Origin of the sequence: Pseudomonas sp. L-22-4S-12 (assembly GCF_009799935.1) — a bacterium.
Lineage (GTDB): Bacteria > Pseudomonadota > Gammaproteobacteria > Pseudomonadales > Pseudomonadaceae > Aquipseudomonas.
Genome location: NZ_WELL01000013.1, coordinates 1 through 18,885, shown reverse-complemented (window position 1 = coordinate 18,885; position 18,885 = coordinate 1). Strand labels below are relative to the sequence as shown.

The window sequence follows — 18,885 nt, the reverse complement described above, 5'->3', positions numbered from 1 at the left end:
TGTTAGCCGCGCGGCGCAGTGGCGGGCTTGGCGGTTTTCTCGGCCACGCGCGGGGCGGCGCTGGCGTCCACGGCCTGGCGTTGGCTGGCCAGGGCGGCGAGGGTCTGCTCGTCGGCCATCGGCACGGCCTGCGGATCGACCGTCGAGCCGGGGAAGGCGCGCTGCAGGCCGTTGACCACGATCTTCTCGCCCTTGGCCAGGCCGCTGCGCACGATGCGCAGGCCTTCCAGCTTCGGTCCCAGCTCGATGGCGCGGTATTGCACGGCGTTGTCCTTGTCCAGCACCAGGACGAACTTCTTGCCCAGGTCGGTACCGACCGCGGCGTCCTGGATCAGCGTGGCGTCGTAGCGGCTGCTGCCGACCAGTTTCAGCCGGGCATACAGGCCGGGGGTGAAGCGGCCGTCACGGTTGTCGAACACGGCGCGACCACGGATGGTGCCGGTCTGCGGGTTGACCTGGTTGTCGAGGAAATCCAGCTGCCCCAGGTGCGGGTTGCCGTCCTCGCTGGACAGGCCGAGGTACACCGGGCTGGCATCGCGGGTCTGGCCGCCGGACTGGCGGGCCAGCTCGACGTACTTGAGGAACACGCGCTCGTCGGCGTCGAAGTAGGCGTAGACCTTGTCGGTGGAGACCAGGGTGGTCAGCAGCGACTGACCGGCGCCCACCAGGTTGCCTTCGGTGATCTCGGCGCGGCTGACGCGCCCGTCGATGGGTGCGGTGATGCGGGTGAAACTGAGGTTGAGCGTGGCGTTGTCCAGTTCAGCCTGGGCGGCGGCGACGGCGGCCTGGGCCTCGGCGGCGGCGCTGGCGCGGGCATCGGCCAGTTCGGCGGAAATCGCGTTGCTCTGGCGCAGGCGCTCGCCACGGCGGGCTTCATTGGCGGCCCGGGTGTGGCTGGCGCGGGCCTGCTGCACTTGCGCCTGCAGGCGCTTAACCTCGGCCTCGAACGGGCGCGGGTCGATCTGGAACAACAGGTCGCCTTTCTTCACCAGGCTGCCTTCGCGGAAGGCCACGCGGTCGATGTAGCCGGACACGCGCGGACGCACGTCCACCGACTCCGGAGCTTCCAGGCGCCCGGTGAACTCGTCCCATTCGTTGATCGGCTGCTGGATCACTTCGGCCACGCTGACCTTGGCGGCCGGATGCTGGGCGGCGCTTTCCGGCGCCTTGCCGCAGGCGCCGAGCACCAGGATCGCGGCGAGGGCCAGGGGATAGCGCAAGAGGGGGGTAGAAAACCGGTCCATGTGAGAACTCCGCCAGATTGGATTTACGAATGGGCGGAGTCTGCGGCGCGGTGTTGCAGCGAACGAATCGAACGATTCGAAAATGAATATCAGCGGGAATGATGATTGGCAGGCTTGTATCGATAAGCCGCCATGTGAGCAGAGGGGCCGGAGCTGAGCGCTTGCCTGGCCTCAGGCGAGGCTGTCCGGGTCGCCACAGAACATCTGGATGCGCGAACGCAGCCAGCGTTCGGCCGGGTCGTTGTCCTGGGCGCCGCGCCAGGCCATGTGCAGCTCGAAGCTGGGGCAGTCCAGCGGCAGGTCCTCGGCGCGCACGCCACCGGCGGCGGTCAGCGCCGCCGCGGTGTAGTCGGGCACGGTGGCGAGGATGTCGGTGCCGCTGAGCAATGTGCCGAGGCCGTTGAACTGCGGCACGGCCAGCACCACCCGGCGCTGGCGGCCGAGCTTGTGCAGTTCCTCGTCGATGAAACCGCCAAGGTCGCCGGCAAAGGACACCAGCGCGTGCGGGCGGGCGCAGAACTCATCCAGGCCGAGCCGCCCCGGGGCGGTGTCGGCGCGCAGCAGCTTGGGCTTGCTGCGCCGCAGCACCTTGCGCTTGGCATTGGCGGGCAGTTCCTCGGTGTAACCGACGCCCACGGAGATTTCCCCGGAGGCCAGCAGGCCCGACATCAGCAGGTAGTTGGTGCGCCGAATCACCAGCACCACGCCCGGTGCCTCGGCGCGCAGGCGCTTGATCAGCGGCGGCAGCAGGCCGAACTCGACATCGTCGGACAGGCCGATGCGAAACACCGCGTTGCTGGTGGCCGGGTTGAATTCGGCGGCGCGGCTGACTGCGGTGGAAATCGAATCCAGGGCGGGAGAGAGCAGGGCGAAGATTTCCACCGCCCGCGCCGAGGGCTCCATGCTGCGCCCGGTACGCACGAACAGCGGATCGTCGAACAGGGTACGCAGGCGGGCGAGGGCGGCGCTGATCGCCGGCTGGCCGAGGAACAGCTTTTCCGCGGCGCGCGTCACGCTGCGCTCATGCATCAGCGTCTCGAACACGATCAACAGGTTGAGGTCGACGCGGCGGAGATCGTTGCGGTTCATCCGGTGTCCATTCTGGTGTGACTGCGCAATTGGCTGCACCATGCAGGCTAATGCGGTTGGTGGTCGACAGGCAATACACTATACGAAGTGGATGATGCAGCGACAGCTCATCATCATCGACAAGCATGGTCACTATTAGCCCCGGCTGGTGGCGTTGTCGGCTAAGCCCGGATAAAGTCCGTGGCCATAGGGGTTAACCGGCGAGGTTCGCGATGTCCCGCATCATTCGTTTCCACCAGTTCGGCGAGGCCGACGTCCTCAAGATCGAAGAGCGCCAGTGCCCGGCTCCGGGCGCCGGCGAAGTGCTGATTCGCGTCGAGGCGATCGGCGTCAGCTGGTACGACGTGCTCTGGCGGCAGAACCTGGCGCCCACTCCGGCCCAGCTGCCGGCCAGTCTCGGCCATGAGATGGCCGGCGTGGTGCTGGCCGTGGGCGAAGGCGTGGATGACCTGGCGGTAGGCGACAAGGTGGCCAGCTTCCCCGGCCACAGCCTCAACCGTTACCCGAGCTACGCCGAGGACGTTGTATTGCCGCGTACCTCGCTGACCCGCTACCCGGATACTCTGACTGCGCAGCAGGCCAGCGTGCACTACCTGCCATCGCTGGTCGGCTGGTTCGGCTTCATCGATCTGGCCAAGCTCAAGCCCGGCGAAAGCGTGCTGGTCACCGCCGCCAGCCAGTGCTGGGGGCCGTATATCGTGCAGCTGGGCAAGGCCCTGGGCGCCAAGGTGATCGCCGCCACCGAATTTGCCGAGGACGCCGACTACCTGCGCGAGCTGGGCGCCGACGCGGTGATCCTCACCGAGGAACAGGACCTGGTCAGCCGCGTTGCCAAACTGACCGACGGGCGCGGCGTCGATATCGTCATGGACGCCTTGGGCGGCCCGCAGATGTGCCTGCTCGGCGACGTCCTGGCGCCTCGCGGGCGCTTGATCCTGTTCGGCCTGCAGGGCGGCAACGAAACGCCGTTCCCGGCCTGTGCCGCGTTCCAGAAGAACATCCAATTCTTCGTCCATTGCCTCGGCAACTTCACCGGCAAGGAAGAGCTCGGTATCCCGCAGGACACCGATGCCGTGGCCAAGGCCCTGCAAGGCGTCAACCAGCTGACCAGCGACGGCCTGCTGCGCACCCAGATCGAGCGGGTCTTCGCCTTCGATCAGGTAGTGGCCGCCCACCGCCTCATGGAAACCTGCCCACGCCGTGGGCGCGTGGTTCTGCAGGTCTGATCCACCGCGGTTCCGGCCCGCAGGACCGGAACCGCGCGCATCGCGCGGCAATTTGATCGTGATCAAAAAATGATCGAGCGATAGGGCGCATGGTGCCCGTATCACCCCATCGAGGGGATTCGGATGTGCCCGCACGCAGCCCTTGAAGCTCCCATTCCTGACCGTGCCACCGCCGGCAAAGCGCTGGCGCGCCTGCTGTCCGCCTATCGCCAACGTCGCGACGTGCTGGTGCTGGCGCTGCCCCGTGGCGGCGTGCCGATCGCCTATGAAATCGCCATGGCCCTCGATGTGCGCCTGGACCTGCTGCTGGTGCGCAAACTCGGCGTGCCCTGGCAGGCGGAACTGGCCATGGGCGCCATCGCCAGCAACAGCGTGCAGGTGCTCAACGAGGATGTGATCGCCTCCTGCCATGTCAGCCGGGCGGCCATCGCCGCGGTCGTCGCCCAGGAAACCCGCGAACTGCTGCGGCGCACCCATGCCTATCGCGGCGAGCGGCCCTTGCCGGCGCTGCGCGGCCAGCAGCTGATCCTGGTCGACGACGGCGTGGCCACCGGTGCCAGCATGCGCGCGGCGATCAAGGCGGCCCGGCAGCAGGAGCCGGCGCGCATCGTACTGGCCGTGCCGGTGGCCGCGGCAGACAGCGTGGCGCAGCTGCAGGCGGAGGTCGACGAGATCGTCTGCCCGCTGGTGCCGGACATGCTGGCCGCCATCGGCTACTGGTATGCCGCCTTTCCCCAGGTCTCGGACGGCGAAGTGCGCAGCCTGCTGGGCCTGGCCTGGCAGCGCCCCTGCGAACAGGGCCCGACGGGCGAGGCGGACTGATGTTGCAACGCACCCTGCATCTGCAACTGTCCGGTGTGCGGCTGGTTGCCGACCTGCTGCTGCCGGAGGGCGCCCAGGGCCTGGTGGTGTTCGTCCACGGCAGCGGCAGCAGCCGCTTCAGCCCACGCAATCGCCAGGTGGCCCGGGAGTTCGCCGCGCGCGGCCTGGCCACCCTGCTGTTTGACTTGCTCAGCGAGGCCGAGCAGCGCATCGACCGGGTCACCTGCGAGCTGCGCTTCGACATTGCGCTGCTGGAGCGGCGCATCCTCGGGGTGATCGACTGGCTCGGCCACGACGCCGAACTGGCGCCCCTGCGCCTGGGCCTGTTCGGCGCGAGCACCGGCGCCGCGGCGGCATTGCGGGCCGCGGCCGAACGGCCGCAGCGGGTCTGCGCAGTGGTGTCCCGGGGTGGCCGCAGTGACCTGGCCGGCGCCGCGCTGACCCGGGTGCTGGCGCCGACCCTGCAGATCGTCGGCAGCGCCGACCCCGGCGTGTGGCGGCTGAACCGCGAGGCCAGCCGCCAGTTGCCCGGCGAACAGCAGTTGCAGGTCATTCCCGGCGCCACCCATCTGTTCGAGGAACCGGGCGCCATGGAGGAGGTGGCCCGCCTGGCCGGCGACTGGTTCGTGCGCCACCTGGGCGCCGCGACGGCCTAGCAGGTGTTGCAAAGGCTCTGCCCCCATTCAGTGTTGCTGCGCAGCGCGGTTGTATGGGTACGGTTTTAGCCGCGGAAGATGCGCCCGTATCGTCGCTCGATCACGGATAGCTCCGCCCACAGGGTTCGTGCGGGGCAGGTGCTTGCGGTGGCTGCTCTGGCCGTTCGTGGGAGCGAATTCATTCGCGATCAGGGCCTGCTCTGAGTGGCCTGCGTATCGCGGATAAATCCGCTCCCACTAAAGCTCGATGATGGAGGCAACGAGTAGGAAACATTTGCTAGCTCGCGGCGCCGTGACGGATCAGTTCGATGCGCAGCTGCGCCTCGTAGGGCGGCACGTGGCATTCGACGATGTCGCCGGGTACCACCTGCAGGTGCACGCCGACGATATCGGCGTGGATCGGCAGTCGGCAGACATGCCGGTCGACCAGCACTGCGGTGCGCACCTCGCGCGCGCCGAGGCGGGTCAGGTAGGCACAGGTGCGCAACAGCGAGTGACCTTCGTAGAGCACGTCATCGACCACCAGCAGGGCGGTGTTGGCCAGGTCCAGCGCGGCCAGCTGCGGGTTGTCGGTCAGCGCCGTCTGCGCATGCAGCAGGCCGAGATCGTCGGCGTAGCGCTTGACCTTCAGCGCATACAGCGGCAGCTCGGCTTGCCCGCGCAGGCGCGCCAGGTGCTGCTGCAGCAGGCGCGCCAGCGGCTCGCCGCGGCGCAGGATGCCGACCAGCGCGCACGGCCCGGCGGGCAGCAGGGCGGCGGCGCGCTGCGCCATCGCGGCGAGGATGGCATCGACTTCATCGGCCTCGTACAGGCACAAACGCTTGACTGAGGGAGTGGACTGCATCGGCGGGTTTCCTGCGCCTGGCGGTTGGTTGGCGTTGGCGCTGCACCTCGGGCGGGACGCCGGCTAGGCGCAGGCGGTGCCCAGCTGGTGCAGGGCGGGCAAGTCGGTCAGCTGGATTTCCCGGCCATTGAGGCGAATCAGGCCGCTGTTGCGGTAGCGGGTGAACAGGCGGCTGACTGTCTCGGTGGTCAGCCCGAGGTAATTGCCGATCTCGCCCCGGCTCATCGGCAGGTTGAATACCTGCGCCGACAAGCCACGCTGGCTATGGCGCAGTGACAGCTGGACGAGGAAGGCAGCCAGGCGCTGCTCTGCGCGCTCCCGACTATGGCCGAGGTGTTCCTGCTCGGCATGGATTTCCCGGCTCAGGGTACTCAACAACTGCTTGCGCAACTGGGGAATGCTGCCGGCCAGCTCTTCCAGCTGGGCAAAGGGAATGCTGCAGACCAGTGAAGTCTCCAGGGCCACGGCATAGCTGAGGTAGTGCTCGGTGCCCAGCGCATCCAGGCCGAGCAACTCGCCCGGCAGGTGGAAGCCGGTGATCTGTTCGCTGCCTTCCTGATTGAGCAGAAAGGTCTTCAACGAGCCGCAACGCACGGCGAATACCTGACGCATGGGCTCGCCGGCGCGAAACAGGTAGTCGCCCTTGTGCAGCGGCGGGTTACGCCTGACGATGCCCTCCAGTTGGTCAACTTCCGTATCCCGCAGGCTGAATGGCAGGCAGAGGCGACTGATGCTGCAACTGTGACAATTAACGGGCGATTCAACGGCGAGGCGAGTCGCCGCAGGACGCTTGTCGGCTGGCAAGGGTTTCCACCTCCACGGCGCTAGAACCTGACCCCGGTAAGGCTAGTCGCTTTCCTCCGGGCAGGTAGCGGTTTGCCGTACGCTCCTTCGCCCTTGGTCGGAAAGACCCCGGGCCCGGCGAGCTTGGGCCCGCGGCTGGCGCGTACGGGGCGGCCGGGCAGGGCTGGCGTAAGTGCAGTCCTTGCGGCCGAGCGTGCACGGATTTCCCTGCGCACCACTGCACCGGGGTCTGCCCTGCGTAGGCCCGGTACAGTAAATGGCCACTGGAGGTGAGCAGTTGGGGCTAACCGCCCGAGCCGAGCAGACGCAGCAGTGGGCTCGCCTTGGCCAGGTGGGCCTGGGCTTGCTGCAGCAGGGCGCGGGCCTGGCGGGCCTTGTCCTGGCTTACGAGCGGATCGTCCTGGCGCGTGGCGCTGCAGGCCAGGGTGTAACTGCGGGTGGCGGCGCGTACGGCGAGGAACAGCGGCAGCACGCGGCAATCCTCGCCCGCGCAGCCGTGTGCCCGGTAGCTGCCGAGCAGGCGCAGGGCCAGTTCCGGGTAGCCGTGGTGCTGCAGGTCCATCAGCACGAAGGCCAGGTCGTAGAGCACGTCGATGCAGGCAATCGGCTCGCTGAACTCGATGCCGTCGAACAGGGTCGGGCGACCTTCGAACAGGCAGATATTGGCCAGGCGCAGATCGCCGTGGCAACGCCGGACCCGGCCCTGGTGGCGGCGCCGCTCGAGTTCGGCGCCGAGGCCGTCGAGTGCGCTGCGTGAGCTGTCGTAGAGCACCTGCACGGCGCGGGCGTCGAGCAGTTGCAGGTAGTGGCGCAGTTCCTGGTGGTTGTCCTCGATGGCCTGGGCGATGCCGCTGGCGCCGCCGAAGGCCGGGGTGATTTCGGCGGTGCCGTGGAAGCGGGCGATGGCCACGCCGAGTTCGTCCATCAGCGCGGCGTCCAGCTGCCCGGCCAGCGCCATGCGCTCGAACAGCGCGCTTTGCGGGAAGCGCCGCATCACCACCACCCAGTCCAGCGCGGGGCCGGGGCCGTCGAAAGCCAGCTGGCCGCTCGCCGCCCGGTTGATCGAGCGTACTTCTAGGTACAGCTGCGGCGCGGTGCGGCGGTTCAGCCGCAGTTCGGCGTGGCAGGCCTGCTGGCGGCTGTCCAGGCTACGGAAATCCAGGGCGGCATAGGCCACGGCCCGCTTGAGCTTGTAGGCCTGATCGCCCTGCAGGAAGACCAGCGAGCCGTGGGTGGCGATGCACTCGACACGGCCACCGGGCGCGCCGTAGCTCTGCGCGCGGGAGAGAAAGGCGATGACCTCGTCCTGGCCGTGCATGGCGCTGCCGGGGGAGGGCAAGGCGCCGGCCTGCCCGGGCGCTTGGCTAGGGCGCATCAACCGTGCCCCGGCAGGGCCGGTACGGATGACTCATGACACAGGCTCCTTCGCGGCTAGACCTCCCCAGCATGCGCGGGCTCGCCCGGCGCGGTGCGGATACCGATCAACGGCTTGGCGCCGTCACTTGATGCAAATCAAAGCGGGCGCCGCCGTGCGGGGGGAGGCTGAACGGGTATCAGTGATTCAGCCCGGTGCTGCTGTGCTGGCCGCGCAACGCCACGTCCGCCTGCTGGCACCGCCCCCCCCAACGCCCCGGAGGTTTGCCATGAGCCAGTATCAACAACTGCTGCTGATCATCGATCCCGAGCAGCAGAATTCCGCCGCCCTGCAGCGTGCCACCGCCCTGGCCCAGGCCTGTGGCGCGGCGCTGCACATCTGCGCCTTCGTCGAGCCGTTCAGCAACTCGCCCTGGCTGGACCAGGCGACGCAGGACCAGGTCCGCGACACTTACCTGCAGGAACAGCGCAAGCGCCTCGACGAGCAGGCCGCCACGTTGCGCAGCCAGGGCATCAGGGCCACCACGGAAGTGGTCTGGACCGCTGCGGTGCTGGAGGAAATCCTCCAGCACGTGGCGGAAATGCAGCCGGACCTGCTGATCAAGGACGTGCGCCACGAGTCGGCGTTCAAGCGCGCCTTCTTCACCCCACTGGACTGGCATCTGCTGCGCGAGTGCCCGGTGCCGGTGCACCTGGTCGGCGCCGCCGGCCAGGCGTTGCCACGCAAGATCATGGCGGCGGTCGACCCCTCGCGCCCGGAAACATCGATCAGCGGGCTCAACGAGCGGATCATCCAGGCCGCCAACGCCCTGGCCCTGCAGTGCGATGCCGAACTGCACCTGGTGCACACCTACGACGTGTCGTCGGTCTACCTGTCCGATGCCGGCGGCGGCGGCCTGGTGCTGGCCGACCTGGCCGAGCAGTTGCGCCACTCGCTGGAGAAGGCCTTCTTCGCCCTGGCCGAGCAGTACAGAGTGCCGGCCGAGCGCCGGCATTTCATCCGCGGCACGCCAACCCGGGCGCTGGCCGATTACGCGGCGCGCAACGGGGTCGACGTGATAGTGCTGGGCACCCTGCACCACACGGGCCTGGACAAGCTGGTCGGCAGCACCACCGAACACCTGCTGTACCGCGCGCCGTGCAGCATTCTGGTGGTCAAGGTCTAAAGTGCCAAGGATGCCCCGGTCGCCAGCGGCCGGGGCGTGTATTAGCCGTTCAACCCGCTTTTACCGGGATGACTTTCTCCGGCTTGATGGCCTCGGGTTTCTTCGGCATCGAGATGGTCAGCACGCCCTTGGCGAAACTGGCCTCGATCTTGTCGGTGTCGATGCCCTTGGGCAGGCTAAAAATGCGCTCGAAGGAGCCGTAATGACGTTCGGAGAGGTGATAGTCCTTGGTCTTCTCCTCAGTCTCCTGTTTCTTCTCGCCACGGATGATCATGTTGCCGTTACTCAGCTTGAGTTCGATGTTTTTTTCATCCAGGCCGGGCAGTTCGGCGGTGATCTCGAAGCTGCGCTCCTTCTCGGCGATATCCACGGCGGGCATGCCTTGGCCGAGCAGGGCGCGCGGCCAGAACGGCTCGACTTCGAAGGCGCTGCGGCCGAACGGCAGATGCAAGGGGCTATGGCCGAAATCCTCGAACAGGTTATCGATCTGCCGGCGCAGATTATCCAAAAAATGCCGAGGCTCCGTCTGAGTGACGCCTTTGGCGCGAGGCTCATCGGTGCTTATCGGCAGCTTTCTCTCGGTGCTAGACATGTTCGCTCCCTCCTTATCACAGTTGGTCCGCAAGTGGACGCACTCCATTCTGCGCGGCAGCCCCAGCCTGGTTTTGATCCTGATCAAAAAGCGACCAGTTCCACCGATCGGGCCGGCGTCCCGAGTTTTTGATCCGGATCAAACCGGGCGCGCGGAGCAGGGCCTAGCCTGAAGCAAATCCAGCGGCGGGGTGGTTCGATGCGCGTCGTTCCGAGCATATGCACCTTCTGTGGCGTCGGCTGCGGCATCGGTTTGCGCGTGGAGGGCGGCCGCGTGGTCGGCGTGGAGCCCCAGCCCGGTCACCCGGTGAGCCAGGGCCAGCTGTGCGCCAAGGGCTGGGCCAGCAGCTTCGCCATCGACACCGCCAACCGCCTGACCCAGCCACTGATCAAGGAGCACGGCCAGTTCCGCCCGGCCAGCTGGGACGAGGCGCTTGAGCGGGTCGCCGACGAATTTGGCGCGGTGCTGGAAGAGCTGGGGCCGAGCGGGGTGGGGGTGATCAGCTGCGCCCGCGCCAGCAACGAGGATAACTACGCCGCGCAGAAGTTCGCCCGCGCCGTGCTCGGCAGCCACAACATCGACCACTGCGCGCGCATCTGCCACAGCCCGTCGGTAGCCGGCCTGGCGCGCACCCTCGGCTCCGGGGCGATGACCAACAGCATCGCCGACATCGACCAGGCCGAGCTGATCCTGGTGATCGGCGCCGACGTCACCGAGAACCACGCGATGATCGGCGCGCGCATGCTGCGCGCCCAGGCCCGCGGCGCCACGCTGATCGTCGTCGACCCGCGTCGCACGCGCCTGGCGCGCCTGGCCGACATCCACCTGCAGCTGCGCCTGGGCAGCAATATCGCGCTGCTCAACGGCCTGCTGCAGATCATCCTGGCCAACGGCTGGGAGAATCGCGAGTTCATCTCCGCGCGCTGCGAGGGCATCGAGCCGTTGCGCCGGCACCTGGCCGAGCTGAGCCTGGCCCAGTGCAGCGCGCAGACCGGCATCGGCGTGGCCGAGCTGGAGCGGGTGGCCTACCTCTACAGCCATGCGCGCAGCGCCTTCACCGCCTACGGCATGGGCATCACCCAGTTCCAGAGCGGGACCAACAACGTCATCGCGGTGTCCAACCTGGCGCTGGCCTGTGGCCAGGTCGGCCTCCCCGGCAGCGGGATCAACCCGCTGCGCGGGCAGAACAACGTGCAGGGCGCCTGCGACATGGGCTGCCTGCCCAACGTCTACCCCGGCTACCAGGCCGCCGCCGACCCGGCGGTGCAGGCCAAGTTCGCCGCGGCCTGGGGCGTGCCGCCGCCCGCCCAGCCGGGGCTGACCTCGCTGGGCATGACCCAAGCGGCGCTGGCCGGCGAGCTGCGCGCGCTGATGATCATGGGCGAGGAGCCGGTGCTCACCGACCCGGACCAGAACCACGTGGCCCGCGCCCTGGCGGCCCTGGACTTTCTCGTGGTGGTCGAGCTGACCCTGACCGAGACCGCCAAGCTGGCCGACGTGGTGCTGCCGGCCGCGTCCTTCGCCGAGAAGCACGGCACCTTTACCAACTGCGAACGCCGCGTGCAGCGCATCCGCCAGGCCATCGAGGCGCCGGGCGCGGCGCGCGGCGACTGGCAGATCCTCGCCGAGCTGGCCACGCGCATGGGCTATGCCGGCATGGCTTGGAGCGATGCCGAGGCGGTGTTCGCCGAGATGGCCGCACTGACGCCGATCTGCTCGGCCATGAGCTACCCGGCGCTGGAGCACGGGCACGGCCTGCAATGGCCCTGCGACGGCGAACATCCGCAAGGTTCGCCGCTGCTGCACGCCGACGGCTTCCCGCGCGGGCGCGGGCGCCTGCTGCCGGTAAGCCAGGTGGAGCCGGACGAGTGCCCGGACGCCGAGTACCCCTTCGCCTTCACCACCCATCGCCTGCATTTCCACTACGGCGGTGGCTCGATGACGCGCAAGTCGCCGCTGCTCGAACGCGAGACGCCGGCCGCGCTGCTGTTCATGCACCCGGACGACGGCGCCGCGCTGGGCCTGCGCGACCAGCAGGCGGTGTGCGTGCGCTCGCGGCGAGGGCGCCTGGAGACCCGGGTCAGGCTCACCGATGACGTGCCTCGGGGGCTGCTGGCCATGCCGTATCATTTTCGCGAAGCGCCCTGCAATCAGCTGACCAACGGCGCCCAGGACCCGCAGAGCAAGATGCCCGAGCTGAAGGCCTGCGCGGTGGCGGTCGAGGCCCTGCCGGCGGGCACCCAGCCACGGTTGCCGGAGGGCGACAGCCATGCGCGCCTATAGCCTCGACCAGCCCGAGCGCCTGCGCGCCCACCTGGCGCTGAGCCACCGGCTCTACGAAGTGCGGGCGGACGGGCAGGGTGGCCAGCACTGGCAGGTGGTTAGCAGCGGCGACCCGAGCGCCTTCGCGCCGCCGGCCGAGCCGCCACCGTTTTCCGCCAAGAGCTTCTTCTTCGCCGAGCGCGAGCTGCTGTTCCGCTTCGACGGCGGGCAGTTCTACTCGGCCCTGCCGGAGGTGGTGCCGCAGGTGCTGTTCGGCCTGCATGCCTGCGACCTGCAGGCGGTGGCCTATCAGGACCGCTTCTTCGCCGAGGACCCGCACTACCAGGTGCGCCGCCGCGCCACCCTGCTGGTCGGCCTCGACTGCCTGCACAGCTGCGCGGGCGGCTTCTGCAGCATCCTCGGCAGCGGCCCGCTGGTGCAGGCGCAGACCGCCGACCTGATCCTGGTGCCGCGCCAGGACCCGGCCGCCGCCTGGCTGCTGCTGGTGGCCTCGGAGGCCGGCCAGGCGGCCGTGAGCGGCCTCCGGCTGCCTCTGGCCGAGGCTGGCTGGCAGGCCGAGCGGGCGGCCAACAGCCAGTGCGTGAGCCACGAACAGGGTGAGCAGCCGGAGATCATTGCCGGCATCGCCGCGCTCAACCAGGGCAGCATCACCGCCACGACCTGGGAGGAACTGGGCCTGCGCTGCCTGGGCTGCTCGGGCTGCACCTCGGTGTGCCCGACCTGCTCCTGCTTCGCCCCGCTGGAGCGCCAGCCGGACCAGACGCAGATGCTGCGCGAGCGGGTCTGGGACTCCTGCCTGTACCAGGGCTTCCAGCAGGAGGCCAGCGGCCACAACCCCAGCGCCAGCGCCGGGCAGCGGGTGCAGCGCTTCTGGTTCCATAAGTTCGGCGAGGCCTTCAAGGAGCGCTTCGAGCACTACGGCTGCGTCGGCTGCGGCCGCTGCGACCAGGTCTGCCCCGGCGGCATCGGCGTGCACGGGGTGATGCGCAAGGTGGCCGGGCCATGATCAACCTGACCCCGCGCCGGCTGCTGCTGGAGGATAGCTACGAGGACGGCGAGGACTCGCGCCACTTCAGCTTCCGCATCGACGCGCCGAGCGCGGCCGACCTGGCCGCCATGCCCGGGCAGTTCTTCGTGCTCGCCGTGCCGGGTTGCGGCGAGGCACCGTTCACCTACGTCAGCCTGCCCAATGCGGCCGGCCAGTTCAGCGCCCTGATCCGCCGCTGCGGCGCCCTGACCGCGGCGCTGTTCGAGCGGGCGAACGGCAGCGTGCTCGGCTATCGCGGCCCGTTCGGCAAGGGCTGGCCGCTGTTCTTGCAGCGCCAGCAGGTGCTGGTGGTAGCCGGTGGTTGCGGCCTGGCACCGCTGGCCGGGCTGCTCGACGAGGCCAGCGAGCACCGCCTGCCGGCGCGGCTGCGCGTGATCTACGGTGCCCGGCATGCCGCGACCCAGGTGCTGGGCCGCGAGCGCCAGCGCTGGCGGCAGACCTTGCCCTTCATCGAAACTCTCGACACGGCGGCGCCCGGCCAGCGCCAGGGCGTGCCTAGTGCCCATCTCGACGAGCTGTTCCCCGCCCAGCCGCCCGATGCGCTGCTGTGCTGCGGGCCGGAAGCGCTGATGCGGGCTAGCGCCGAGGAATGCGTGCGGCGTGGCGTGGCGCCCAGCCGCATCTGGCTGTCCGTCGAGCGGCGCATGCACTGCGCCGACGGGCTGTGCGGGCACTGCTATGTCGGCGCCAGCTACGCCTGCCGCGACGGCCCGACCTACCGCTACGACCGCTACCTGCACCTGCTGGCCCAGCAGGGCGGGCAGGGCGGGCAGGGCAGCGCCGTACTGCCGCCACGCTCCTGCAGCTGAGCCACGAGCCTGCGCCCTGGACCATACAGGCGCTCGGAGCCCGCATACCAGCGCCAGGGCAGACCAGGAATGTCATGGACGACTACCTGTGCGTGAGGCGTGCCCCGCAGGCCTATTTGATGCAAATCAAAGCGGTGGGCCTGGGCGGGGCGCAGGCTGAACACTCGACGATCGGCGTGAGCGGTCGAACGCAGGGTCGCTGTGGTGCTGCGTCAGCCTGTCCGCGGTTCAGTCCGGCAGGCCTGCGGACGCGGCAGATCGGCAAGGCTGTAGCTCGCGGCTGCAGCGTGCAGGAGGTGCTTGCGATGAAATTGCGCACTGTGGATGGTGGCTGGAGCCCCTATCTGGCTGGAGCCTTGTTGGGGTTGCTGGCCATCCTTTCCGTGTATGCCACCACCGAGCTGCTGGGCAAGACCAGCTACTTGGGCGCCTCGACGACCTTCGTCCGAGTCGCCGGGCTGGTCGAGCAGCAGGTTGCGCCCGAGCATGTCGCGGCCAACGTCTATTTCAGCAAGGAGAAGGTCCGCGTCGACTGGCAGATGATGCTGGTCGGCGGAATATTCCTCGGCGCGCTGCTCGGTTCCCTGAGCGACAAGAGCTTCAAGCTTGAGGCCGTGCCACCGATCTGGAAGGAGCGCTTTGGCCCATCGCTCGGGCGGCGGGCCGCCGCCGCGTTGTTTGGCGGGGTGCTGGCGATGTTCGGCGCGCGCCTGGCCGATGGCTGCCCCAGTGGCCATGGCCTGAGCGGCATGATGCAGCTGTCGGTCAGCTCCCTGGTGGCCCTGGCGTTGTTCTTTGCCGTCGGCGTGCTGGTCGCCGCGCTGCTCTACGGCAGGAGGTGAGCATGAACACTGAGCTCTGGTTGGGTCTGGCCACCGGCGTGCTGTTTGGCCTGCTGCTGCAGAAGGGCCGGGTACTGCGCTTCGAGAAACAACTCGGCGCGCTGCTGCTCAAGGACATGACGATATTCAAGTTCATGCTCTCGGCCATCCTGGTGGGCATGCTGGGTATCAACCTGCTGGCGGAGTTCGGCGGCGTGGCCCTGAGCCACAAGCCGATGAACCTCGGCGCCATCCTGCTGGGCGGCACACTGTTCGGCGGCGGCTGGGCACTGATGGGCTACTGCCCCGGCACCGCGGTCGGTGCGCTGGGCGAGGGGCGCTGGCATGCGCTGTTCGCCATCCTCGGCATGCTGCTGGGTGCGGCGCTGTACGCCGAACTCTATCCGCTGCTGTTGACCAGCGTGCTGGCCTGGCAGGACTTCGGCAAGATCGGCTGGGCGCAAACCCTGGGCATCCCGACTTGGTTGCTGATCCTGCTGTTTGCCGTCGGCATTCTGCAGCTGTTCCGCTGGTTCGAACGCAAAGGGCTGTAGGCGGACCGGCCTCGATTGGAGCGCCCAGGCATTGCTCGGTAGTTCGGAGGACAGCGCCAGGTGAAGGCCAGAATAGCAATGCCGCGCGGCTGGCCGAACGGGGCGTGTCGCGACCCGCAGCGGGAGCCACGCGGGTGAAGATCCAGGCCCTGGATGCGCAGCAGGCGCTGGCCAGCCTGCGTTCCCGGGCTGCCGGCCTCAGCGAGGCCGAAGCGGCCCGCCGGCTGCAGGAGTTCCAGGCCAACCAGATCCTGCGGGTGGCGCGGGCGCCGTGGTGGCGTCAGCTGCTCGCCGGCTTCACCCACTTCCTGGCAATTGTCCTGTGGCTGGCGGCCTTGCTGGCCTTCTTCGCCCAGGCCAGCGACCCGGACTCGGGCCTGGGCGCGCTGGGCGTGGCCATCGTCAGCGTGATCGTGATCAATGCACTGTTCTCGTTCGCCCAGGAGCACCGCGCCGAGCGCTCGATCCAGGCGCTGGAGCAGCTCCTGCCGGACTCCGTGCGGGTGCTGCGTGAGGGCCGCCTGGGCAAGCTCAAGCGCACGTTGCTGGTTCCCGGCGACATCATCCTGCTGTCGGCCGGCGACGAGGTGCCGGCCGACTGTCGCCTGATCAAGGCCTTCGACGTGCGGGTCAATACCGCGTCGCTGACGGGCGAGTCCTACCCGGTGGATCGCGACAGCCAGCCGGCCAGCGGCGACGACCTGCTGCATTGCCGCAACATCCTCCTGGCCGGCTGCGTGCTGATGAGCGGCGAGGCGCAGGCCCTGGTCTTCGCCACCGGCATGCGCACCGAGTTCGGCCGCATCGCCCACCTGACCCACAGCGGCGGCGAGGTGCAGAGCCCGCTGCAGAAGCAGATCAATCGCCTGAGCCGGCTGATCGCCGGGCTGGCCGTACTGCTGGGTGTGCTGTTCTTCGTCCTGGGCCAGTGGATCGGCCTGGGCTTTCGCGACAGCTTCCTGTTCGGCATCGGCATCATCGTGGCCAACGTGCCGGAGGGCCTGCTGCCGACCGTCACCCTGGCCCTGGCCCTGGGCGCCCAGCGCATGGCTGCGAAGAACGTGCTGATCCGCAACCTGCCCAGTGTCGAGACCCTCGGCTCCGCCACGGTGATCTGCACCGACAAGACCGGCACCCTGACCGAGAACCGCATGCGCGCCCGGGTGGCGATCTGGGCCGATGGCGAGGTCGAGCTGCCGGCCGCCGGGGCTGACCTGCCGCCGTCCTTGCGCGCAGCTGCCGCGTTGTGCCACACGCTGCAGCCCGGGGAAGTCGATGGCCGGCCGACCCTGCTCGGCGACCCACTCGAACAGGCCCTACGGCAGATGGCGGAGGAGGCCGGGGCCGGGGACGAGCTGCCGCGGGTGGACCAGCTGCCGTTCAGTGCCGAGCGGCGCATGCTGTCCACCCTGCACCAAGGCGCAGCGGGGCTGATCCTCTACAGCAAGGGCGCCCTGGAGGCGCTGCTGCCGTTGGCCAGCGCGGTGGAACTCGGCGGCGAAGCCCGGCCGCTGGATGACGACTATCGGGAACGCTTGCGCGCCGCCGAGCAGCGCCTGGGCGACCGCGGGCTGCGGGTGCTGGCCTTCGCCTACCGGCCGGTCGCGCCGGACTACCAGCGCGACGGCCTGGAGCGCGAGCTGGTTCTGCTCGGCCTGGTCGGGCTCGAAGACCCGCCGCGGGCGCAAGTCCCGGCGGCGGTGACCCGCTGCCGGGAGGCCGGCATCCGCGTGGTCATGGTCACCGGCGACCATCCGCGCACCGCCGTGGCCGTGGCCCGGGAGATCGGTCTGAGCACGGGCCAGCCGAGCGTGGTGAGCGGCAGCGCCCTGGCCGCCATGTCCCATAGCCAGCTGCGCCTGGCCCTGGAGGCCGACGAGCTGATCTTCGCCCGGGTCAGCCCCGAACAGAAGCTGCTGATCGTCAAGATGCTTCAGGAGCAAGGCGAGACCGTGGCGGTCACCGGCGACGGGGTCAATGACGCGCCGGCCCTGCGTCAGGGCGATATCGGCATCGCCATGGGCCTGTCCGGTACCGATGCCGCGCGCGAAGCCTCGGACATGGTGCTGCTGGACGACAACTTCGCCAGCATCGTGGCCGCCGTAGAGGAGGGCAGAGCGGTGTTCCAGAACATCCGCCGCTTCATGACCTATATCCTCACCTCGAACATCCCCGAGGTCGTGCCTTACCTGGCCTTCGTCCTGCTGCGCATTCCCTTGCCGCTGACTGTGGTGCAGATCCTCGCCGTGGACCTGGGCACCGATATCGTGCCGGCCCTGGGCCTCGGTGCCGAACGGCCAAGTGCCGAGCTGATGCGCCGGCCACCGCCGACCCGACACGAGCGCCTGCTGGACCGCCATCTGCTGGCCCGGGCCTATCTGTTTCTCGGGCCGATCGAGGCCGCGGCGGCCCTGGCGGCGTTTTTCTACATCCTGCTCGGCGGCGGCTGGCAGTTCGGCGAAACCCTGGCCCAGGATGCGCCGCTGTACCGCGAGGCGACCACGGCCTGTCTCAGCGCCATCGTGTTGATGCAGGTGGTCAATGTGTTCCTGTGCCGCAACGAGCGCGGCGCCTTGTTCGGCACCGGGCCGGCCAACCGCCTGATCTGGGCCGGAGTGGCCTTCGAGCTACTGCTGATCGCCTTGATCAATTACACCAGCCTCGGCAACTGGCTATTCGGCACGGCGCCCTTGGCCCTCGATGCCTGGCTGTTCATGCTGCCGTTCGCGCTGGCCATGGTGCTGCTGGAAGGACTGCGCAAGCGTGTGATGCTGCGTGGCAGTTAGTCACGGACGATCAGTGGGCAACACGGATGCGGGCGCATCGGTGTTTGGTGTTGGCACCCGCGGCGCATGCGAATGCACAAGCCCGCGGCAATGGGTGATGATCGGCAGAAAGCCTGGTAGATCGGCAGCAGGCCAGACGTCGAGCGCAGATGAAGCGTGGTGATTGATACCGGGCAGAACCTGGGCTGTGGGCGAATCCACGACTACCACAGTTCGCATAATGTATATTATGTTAAACGAATGCCGTTTCAGAAGTGTTGCAATTGTGCCCCTCCATAGCTCAACGAAACCCTTTGGCTCATGGCTCCAGGCTTGCTAGCGTTGGTGCTTCGTCTCTAGCATCGCTGCCCTATGGCATGCATAAAACTTCGTAACCCATCTATTCCCAAATCGACCAAGGGTTGGCTTCTGGTCGATGATCTGAGCCTCCCTAGGTTTTGGGCGACTGTGTGGGCCGATGTCCTTAAGGCCAACATGGGGCTCACAACCCGAGGGCATCATCTTTATGCCGTAGAGAGGTTCTACCAGGCGACTGACCGGCAGTTCGGATCAGGCGCTCTGGATCGAATACTCTCTGAGCTAGATATGTCCATGCTCGAATCCGCACTGAGTGGCTTTCTCGCCAGCCTCAGGAATAACGGAAGCTTACGTGAATCGCCCCGGGTTTCGTGGAGGCCTCAACTCTTGAGAAGATGAGGCCATGAGAAAGACTACTACCTACTCCCCTGAAGTCCGTGAACGTGCCGTGCGCATGGTTCTGGAGCACC

16 protein-coding genes are annotated in these 18,885 nt (G+C 68.2%); 10 read left to right on the top strand and 6 right to left on the bottom strand.

Translation table 11 applies throughout. The annotated features are described in order from the left end of the window. Positions 1–2 precede the first annotated feature (2 nt). Together mexE and F3I16_RS20425 are read right to left on the bottom strand one after the other, a co-directional pair. Positions 3–1,244, bottom strand: a complete 1,242-nt coding sequence (gene mexE / locus F3I16_RS20430) for a multidrug efflux RND transporter periplasmic adaptor subunit MexE (protein ID WP_160495364.1) — start codon at positions 1,242–1,244, stop codon at positions 3–5. A gap of 171 nt (positions 1,245–1,415) precedes the next feature. Further along, positions 1,416–2,333 (bottom strand): LysR family transcriptional regulator, encoded by a 918-nt coding sequence (locus F3I16_RS20425; RefSeq protein ID WP_160495363.1) that lies wholly within the window; start codon positions 2,331–2,333, stop codon positions 1,416–1,418. Positions 2,334–2,545: 212 nt separating this feature from the next. Between F3I16_RS20425 and F3I16_RS20420 the strand changes: the two genes are divergently transcribed. The 3 genes from F3I16_RS20420 to F3I16_RS21120 all read left to right on the top strand — a co-directional run bounded on the left by F3I16_RS20420 (position 2,546) and on the right by F3I16_RS21120 (position 5,037). Continuing rightward, on the top strand, positions 2,546–3,559 hold the full coding sequence (locus tag F3I16_RS20420; protein WP_160495362.1) for a zinc-dependent alcohol dehydrogenase family protein: 1,014 nt from the start codon (positions 2,546–2,548) through the stop codon (positions 3,557–3,559). Positions 3,560–3,682: 123 nt separating this feature from the next. Then, positions 3,683–4,381, top strand: a complete 699-nt coding sequence (locus tag F3I16_RS21125) for a phosphoribosyltransferase (protein WP_218573352.1) — start codon at positions 3,683–3,685, stop codon at positions 4,379–4,381. Continuing rightward, positions 4,381–5,037 (top strand): dienelactone hydrolase family protein, encoded by a 657-nt coding sequence (locus F3I16_RS21120; protein ID WP_218573351.1) that lies wholly within the window; start codon positions 4,381–4,383, stop codon positions 5,035–5,037. Before F3I16_RS21125 ends, F3I16_RS21120 begins: the two co-directional genes overlap by 1 nt. A 277-nt stretch (positions 5,038–5,314) precedes the next feature. On the opposite strand, the gene F3I16_RS20410 is transcribed toward F3I16_RS21120, so the two are convergent. The 3 genes from F3I16_RS20410 to F3I16_RS20400 form a co-directional block, all read right to left on the bottom strand. Next, positions 5,315–5,881, bottom strand: a complete 567-nt coding sequence (locus F3I16_RS20410; protein WP_160495361.1) for a phosphoribosyltransferase family protein — start codon at positions 5,879–5,881, stop codon at positions 5,315–5,317. 63 nt (positions 5,882–5,944) lie between these two features. Next, a complete protein-coding gene (fnr, locus tag F3I16_RS20405) occupies positions 5,945–6,685 on the bottom strand; it encodes a fumarate/nitrate reduction transcriptional regulator Fnr (RefSeq protein ID WP_160495360.1) in 741 nt (246 codons plus the stop codon). A gap of 283 nt (positions 6,686–6,968) precedes the next feature. After that, the gene (locus F3I16_RS20400) at positions 6,969–8,003 is read right to left on the bottom strand and encodes a phosphotransferase (RefSeq protein WP_160495397.1); all 1,035 of its coding nucleotides are present in this window, start codon (positions 8,001–8,003) and stop codon (positions 6,969–6,971) included. Positions 8,004–8,328: 325 nt separating this feature from the next. Between F3I16_RS20400 and F3I16_RS20395 the strand changes: the two genes are divergently transcribed. Then, positions 8,329–9,225, top strand: coding sequence for a universal stress protein (locus F3I16_RS20395; protein ID WP_160495359.1), 897 nt, complete (start codon positions 8,329–8,331; stop codon positions 9,223–9,225). A 49-nt stretch (positions 9,226–9,274) separates the two neighbouring features. Here F3I16_RS20395 and F3I16_RS20390 read toward each other — a convergent pair whose 3' ends face one another. Further along, the gene (locus tag F3I16_RS20390) at positions 9,275–9,817 is read right to left on the bottom strand and encodes an Hsp20/alpha crystallin family protein (protein ID WP_160495358.1); all 543 of its coding nucleotides are present in this window, start codon (positions 9,815–9,817) and stop codon (positions 9,275–9,277) included. A gap of 198 nt (positions 9,818–10,015) precedes the next feature. On the opposite strand from F3I16_RS20390, the gene fdhF reads away from it, so the two are divergent. The 6 genes from fdhF to F3I16_RS20360 all read left to right on the top strand — a co-directional run bounded on the left by fdhF (position 10,016) and on the right by F3I16_RS20360 (position 18,118). Continuing rightward, positions 10,016–12,100 (top strand): formate dehydrogenase subunit alpha, encoded by a 2,085-nt coding sequence (gene fdhF, locus F3I16_RS20385; RefSeq protein ID WP_160495357.1) that lies wholly within the window; start codon positions 10,016–10,018, stop codon positions 12,098–12,100. After that, the gene (locus F3I16_RS20380) at positions 12,087–13,106 is read left to right on the top strand and encodes a 4Fe-4S dicluster domain-containing protein (protein ID WP_160495356.1); all 1,020 of its coding nucleotides are present in this window, start codon (positions 12,087–12,089) and stop codon (positions 13,104–13,106) included. The genes fdhF and F3I16_RS20380 overlap by 14 nt, the downstream gene beginning before the upstream one ends. Then, the gene (locus F3I16_RS20375) at positions 13,103–13,957 is read left to right on the top strand and encodes an FAD/NAD(P)-binding protein (protein WP_160495355.1); all 855 of its coding nucleotides are present in this window, start codon (positions 13,103–13,105) and stop codon (positions 13,955–13,957) included. Before F3I16_RS20380 ends, F3I16_RS20375 begins: the two co-directional genes overlap by 4 nt. Before the next feature lie 305 nt (positions 13,958–14,262). Further along, on the top strand, positions 14,263–14,799 hold the full coding sequence (locus F3I16_RS20370) for a YeeE/YedE thiosulfate transporter family protein (RefSeq protein ID WP_160495396.1): 537 nt from the start codon (positions 14,263–14,265) through the stop codon (positions 14,797–14,799). Between the two features lie 2 nt (positions 14,800–14,801). After that, entirely contained in the window at positions 14,802–15,332 is a 531-nt protein-coding gene (locus F3I16_RS20365) for a DUF6691 family protein (RefSeq protein ID WP_160495354.1), read from the top strand. Positions 15,333–15,436: 104 nt separating this feature from the next. Further along, entirely contained in the window at positions 15,437–18,118 is a 2,682-nt protein-coding gene (locus F3I16_RS20360; protein ID WP_218573349.1) for a cation-transporting P-type ATPase, read from the top strand. The last annotated feature ends 767 nt before the right edge of the window (positions 18,119–18,885 follow it).

Coding starts and splice junctions, on each gene's coding strand:
- F3I16_RS20400 (WP_160495397.1), bottom strand. CDS start 8,003: ATGCACGGCCAGGACGAGGTCATCGCCTTTCTCTCCCGCGCGCAGAGC.
- F3I16_RS20425 (WP_160495363.1), bottom strand. CDS start 2,333: ATGAACCGCAACGATCTCCGCCGCGTCGACCTCAACCTGTTGATCGTG.
- F3I16_RS21120 (WP_218573351.1), top strand. CDS start 4,381: ATGTTGCAACGCACCCTGCATCTGCAACTGTCCGGTGTGCGGCTGGTT.
- fdhF (WP_160495357.1), top strand. CDS start 10,016: ATGCGCGTCGTTCCGAGCATATGCACCTTCTGTGGCGTCGGCTGCGGC.
- F3I16_RS21125 (WP_218573352.1), top strand. CDS start 3,683: ATGTGCCCGCACGCAGCCCTTGAAGCTCCCATTCCTGACCGTGCCACC.
- F3I16_RS20420 (WP_160495362.1), top strand. CDS start 2,546: ATGTCCCGCATCATTCGTTTCCACCAGTTCGGCGAGGCCGACGTCCTC.
- F3I16_RS20410 (WP_160495361.1), bottom strand. CDS start 5,881: ATGCAGTCCACTCCCTCAGTCAAGCGTTTGTGCCTGTACGAGGCCGAT.
- F3I16_RS20395 (WP_160495359.1), top strand. CDS start 8,329: ATGAGCCAGTATCAACAACTGCTGCTGATCATCGATCCCGAGCAGCAG.
- F3I16_RS20390 (WP_160495358.1), bottom strand. CDS start 9,817: ATGTCTAGCACCGAGAGAAAGCTGCCGATAAGCACCGATGAGCCTCGC.
- F3I16_RS20365 (WP_160495354.1), top strand. CDS start 14,802: ATGAACACTGAGCTCTGGTTGGGTCTGGCCACCGGCGTGCTGTTTGGC.
- F3I16_RS20380 (WP_160495356.1), top strand. CDS start 12,087: ATGCGCGCCTATAGCCTCGACCAGCCCGAGCGCCTGCGCGCCCACCTG.
- mexE (WP_160495364.1), bottom strand. CDS start 1,244: ATGGACCGGTTTTCTACCCCCCTCTTGCGCTATCCCCTGGCCCTCGCC.
- F3I16_RS20375 (WP_160495355.1), top strand. CDS start 13,103: ATGATCAACCTGACCCCGCGCCGGCTGCTGCTGGAGGATAGCTACGAG.
- F3I16_RS20370 (WP_160495396.1), top strand. CDS start 14,263: ATGAAATTGCGCACTGTGGATGGTGGCTGGAGCCCCTATCTGGCTGGA.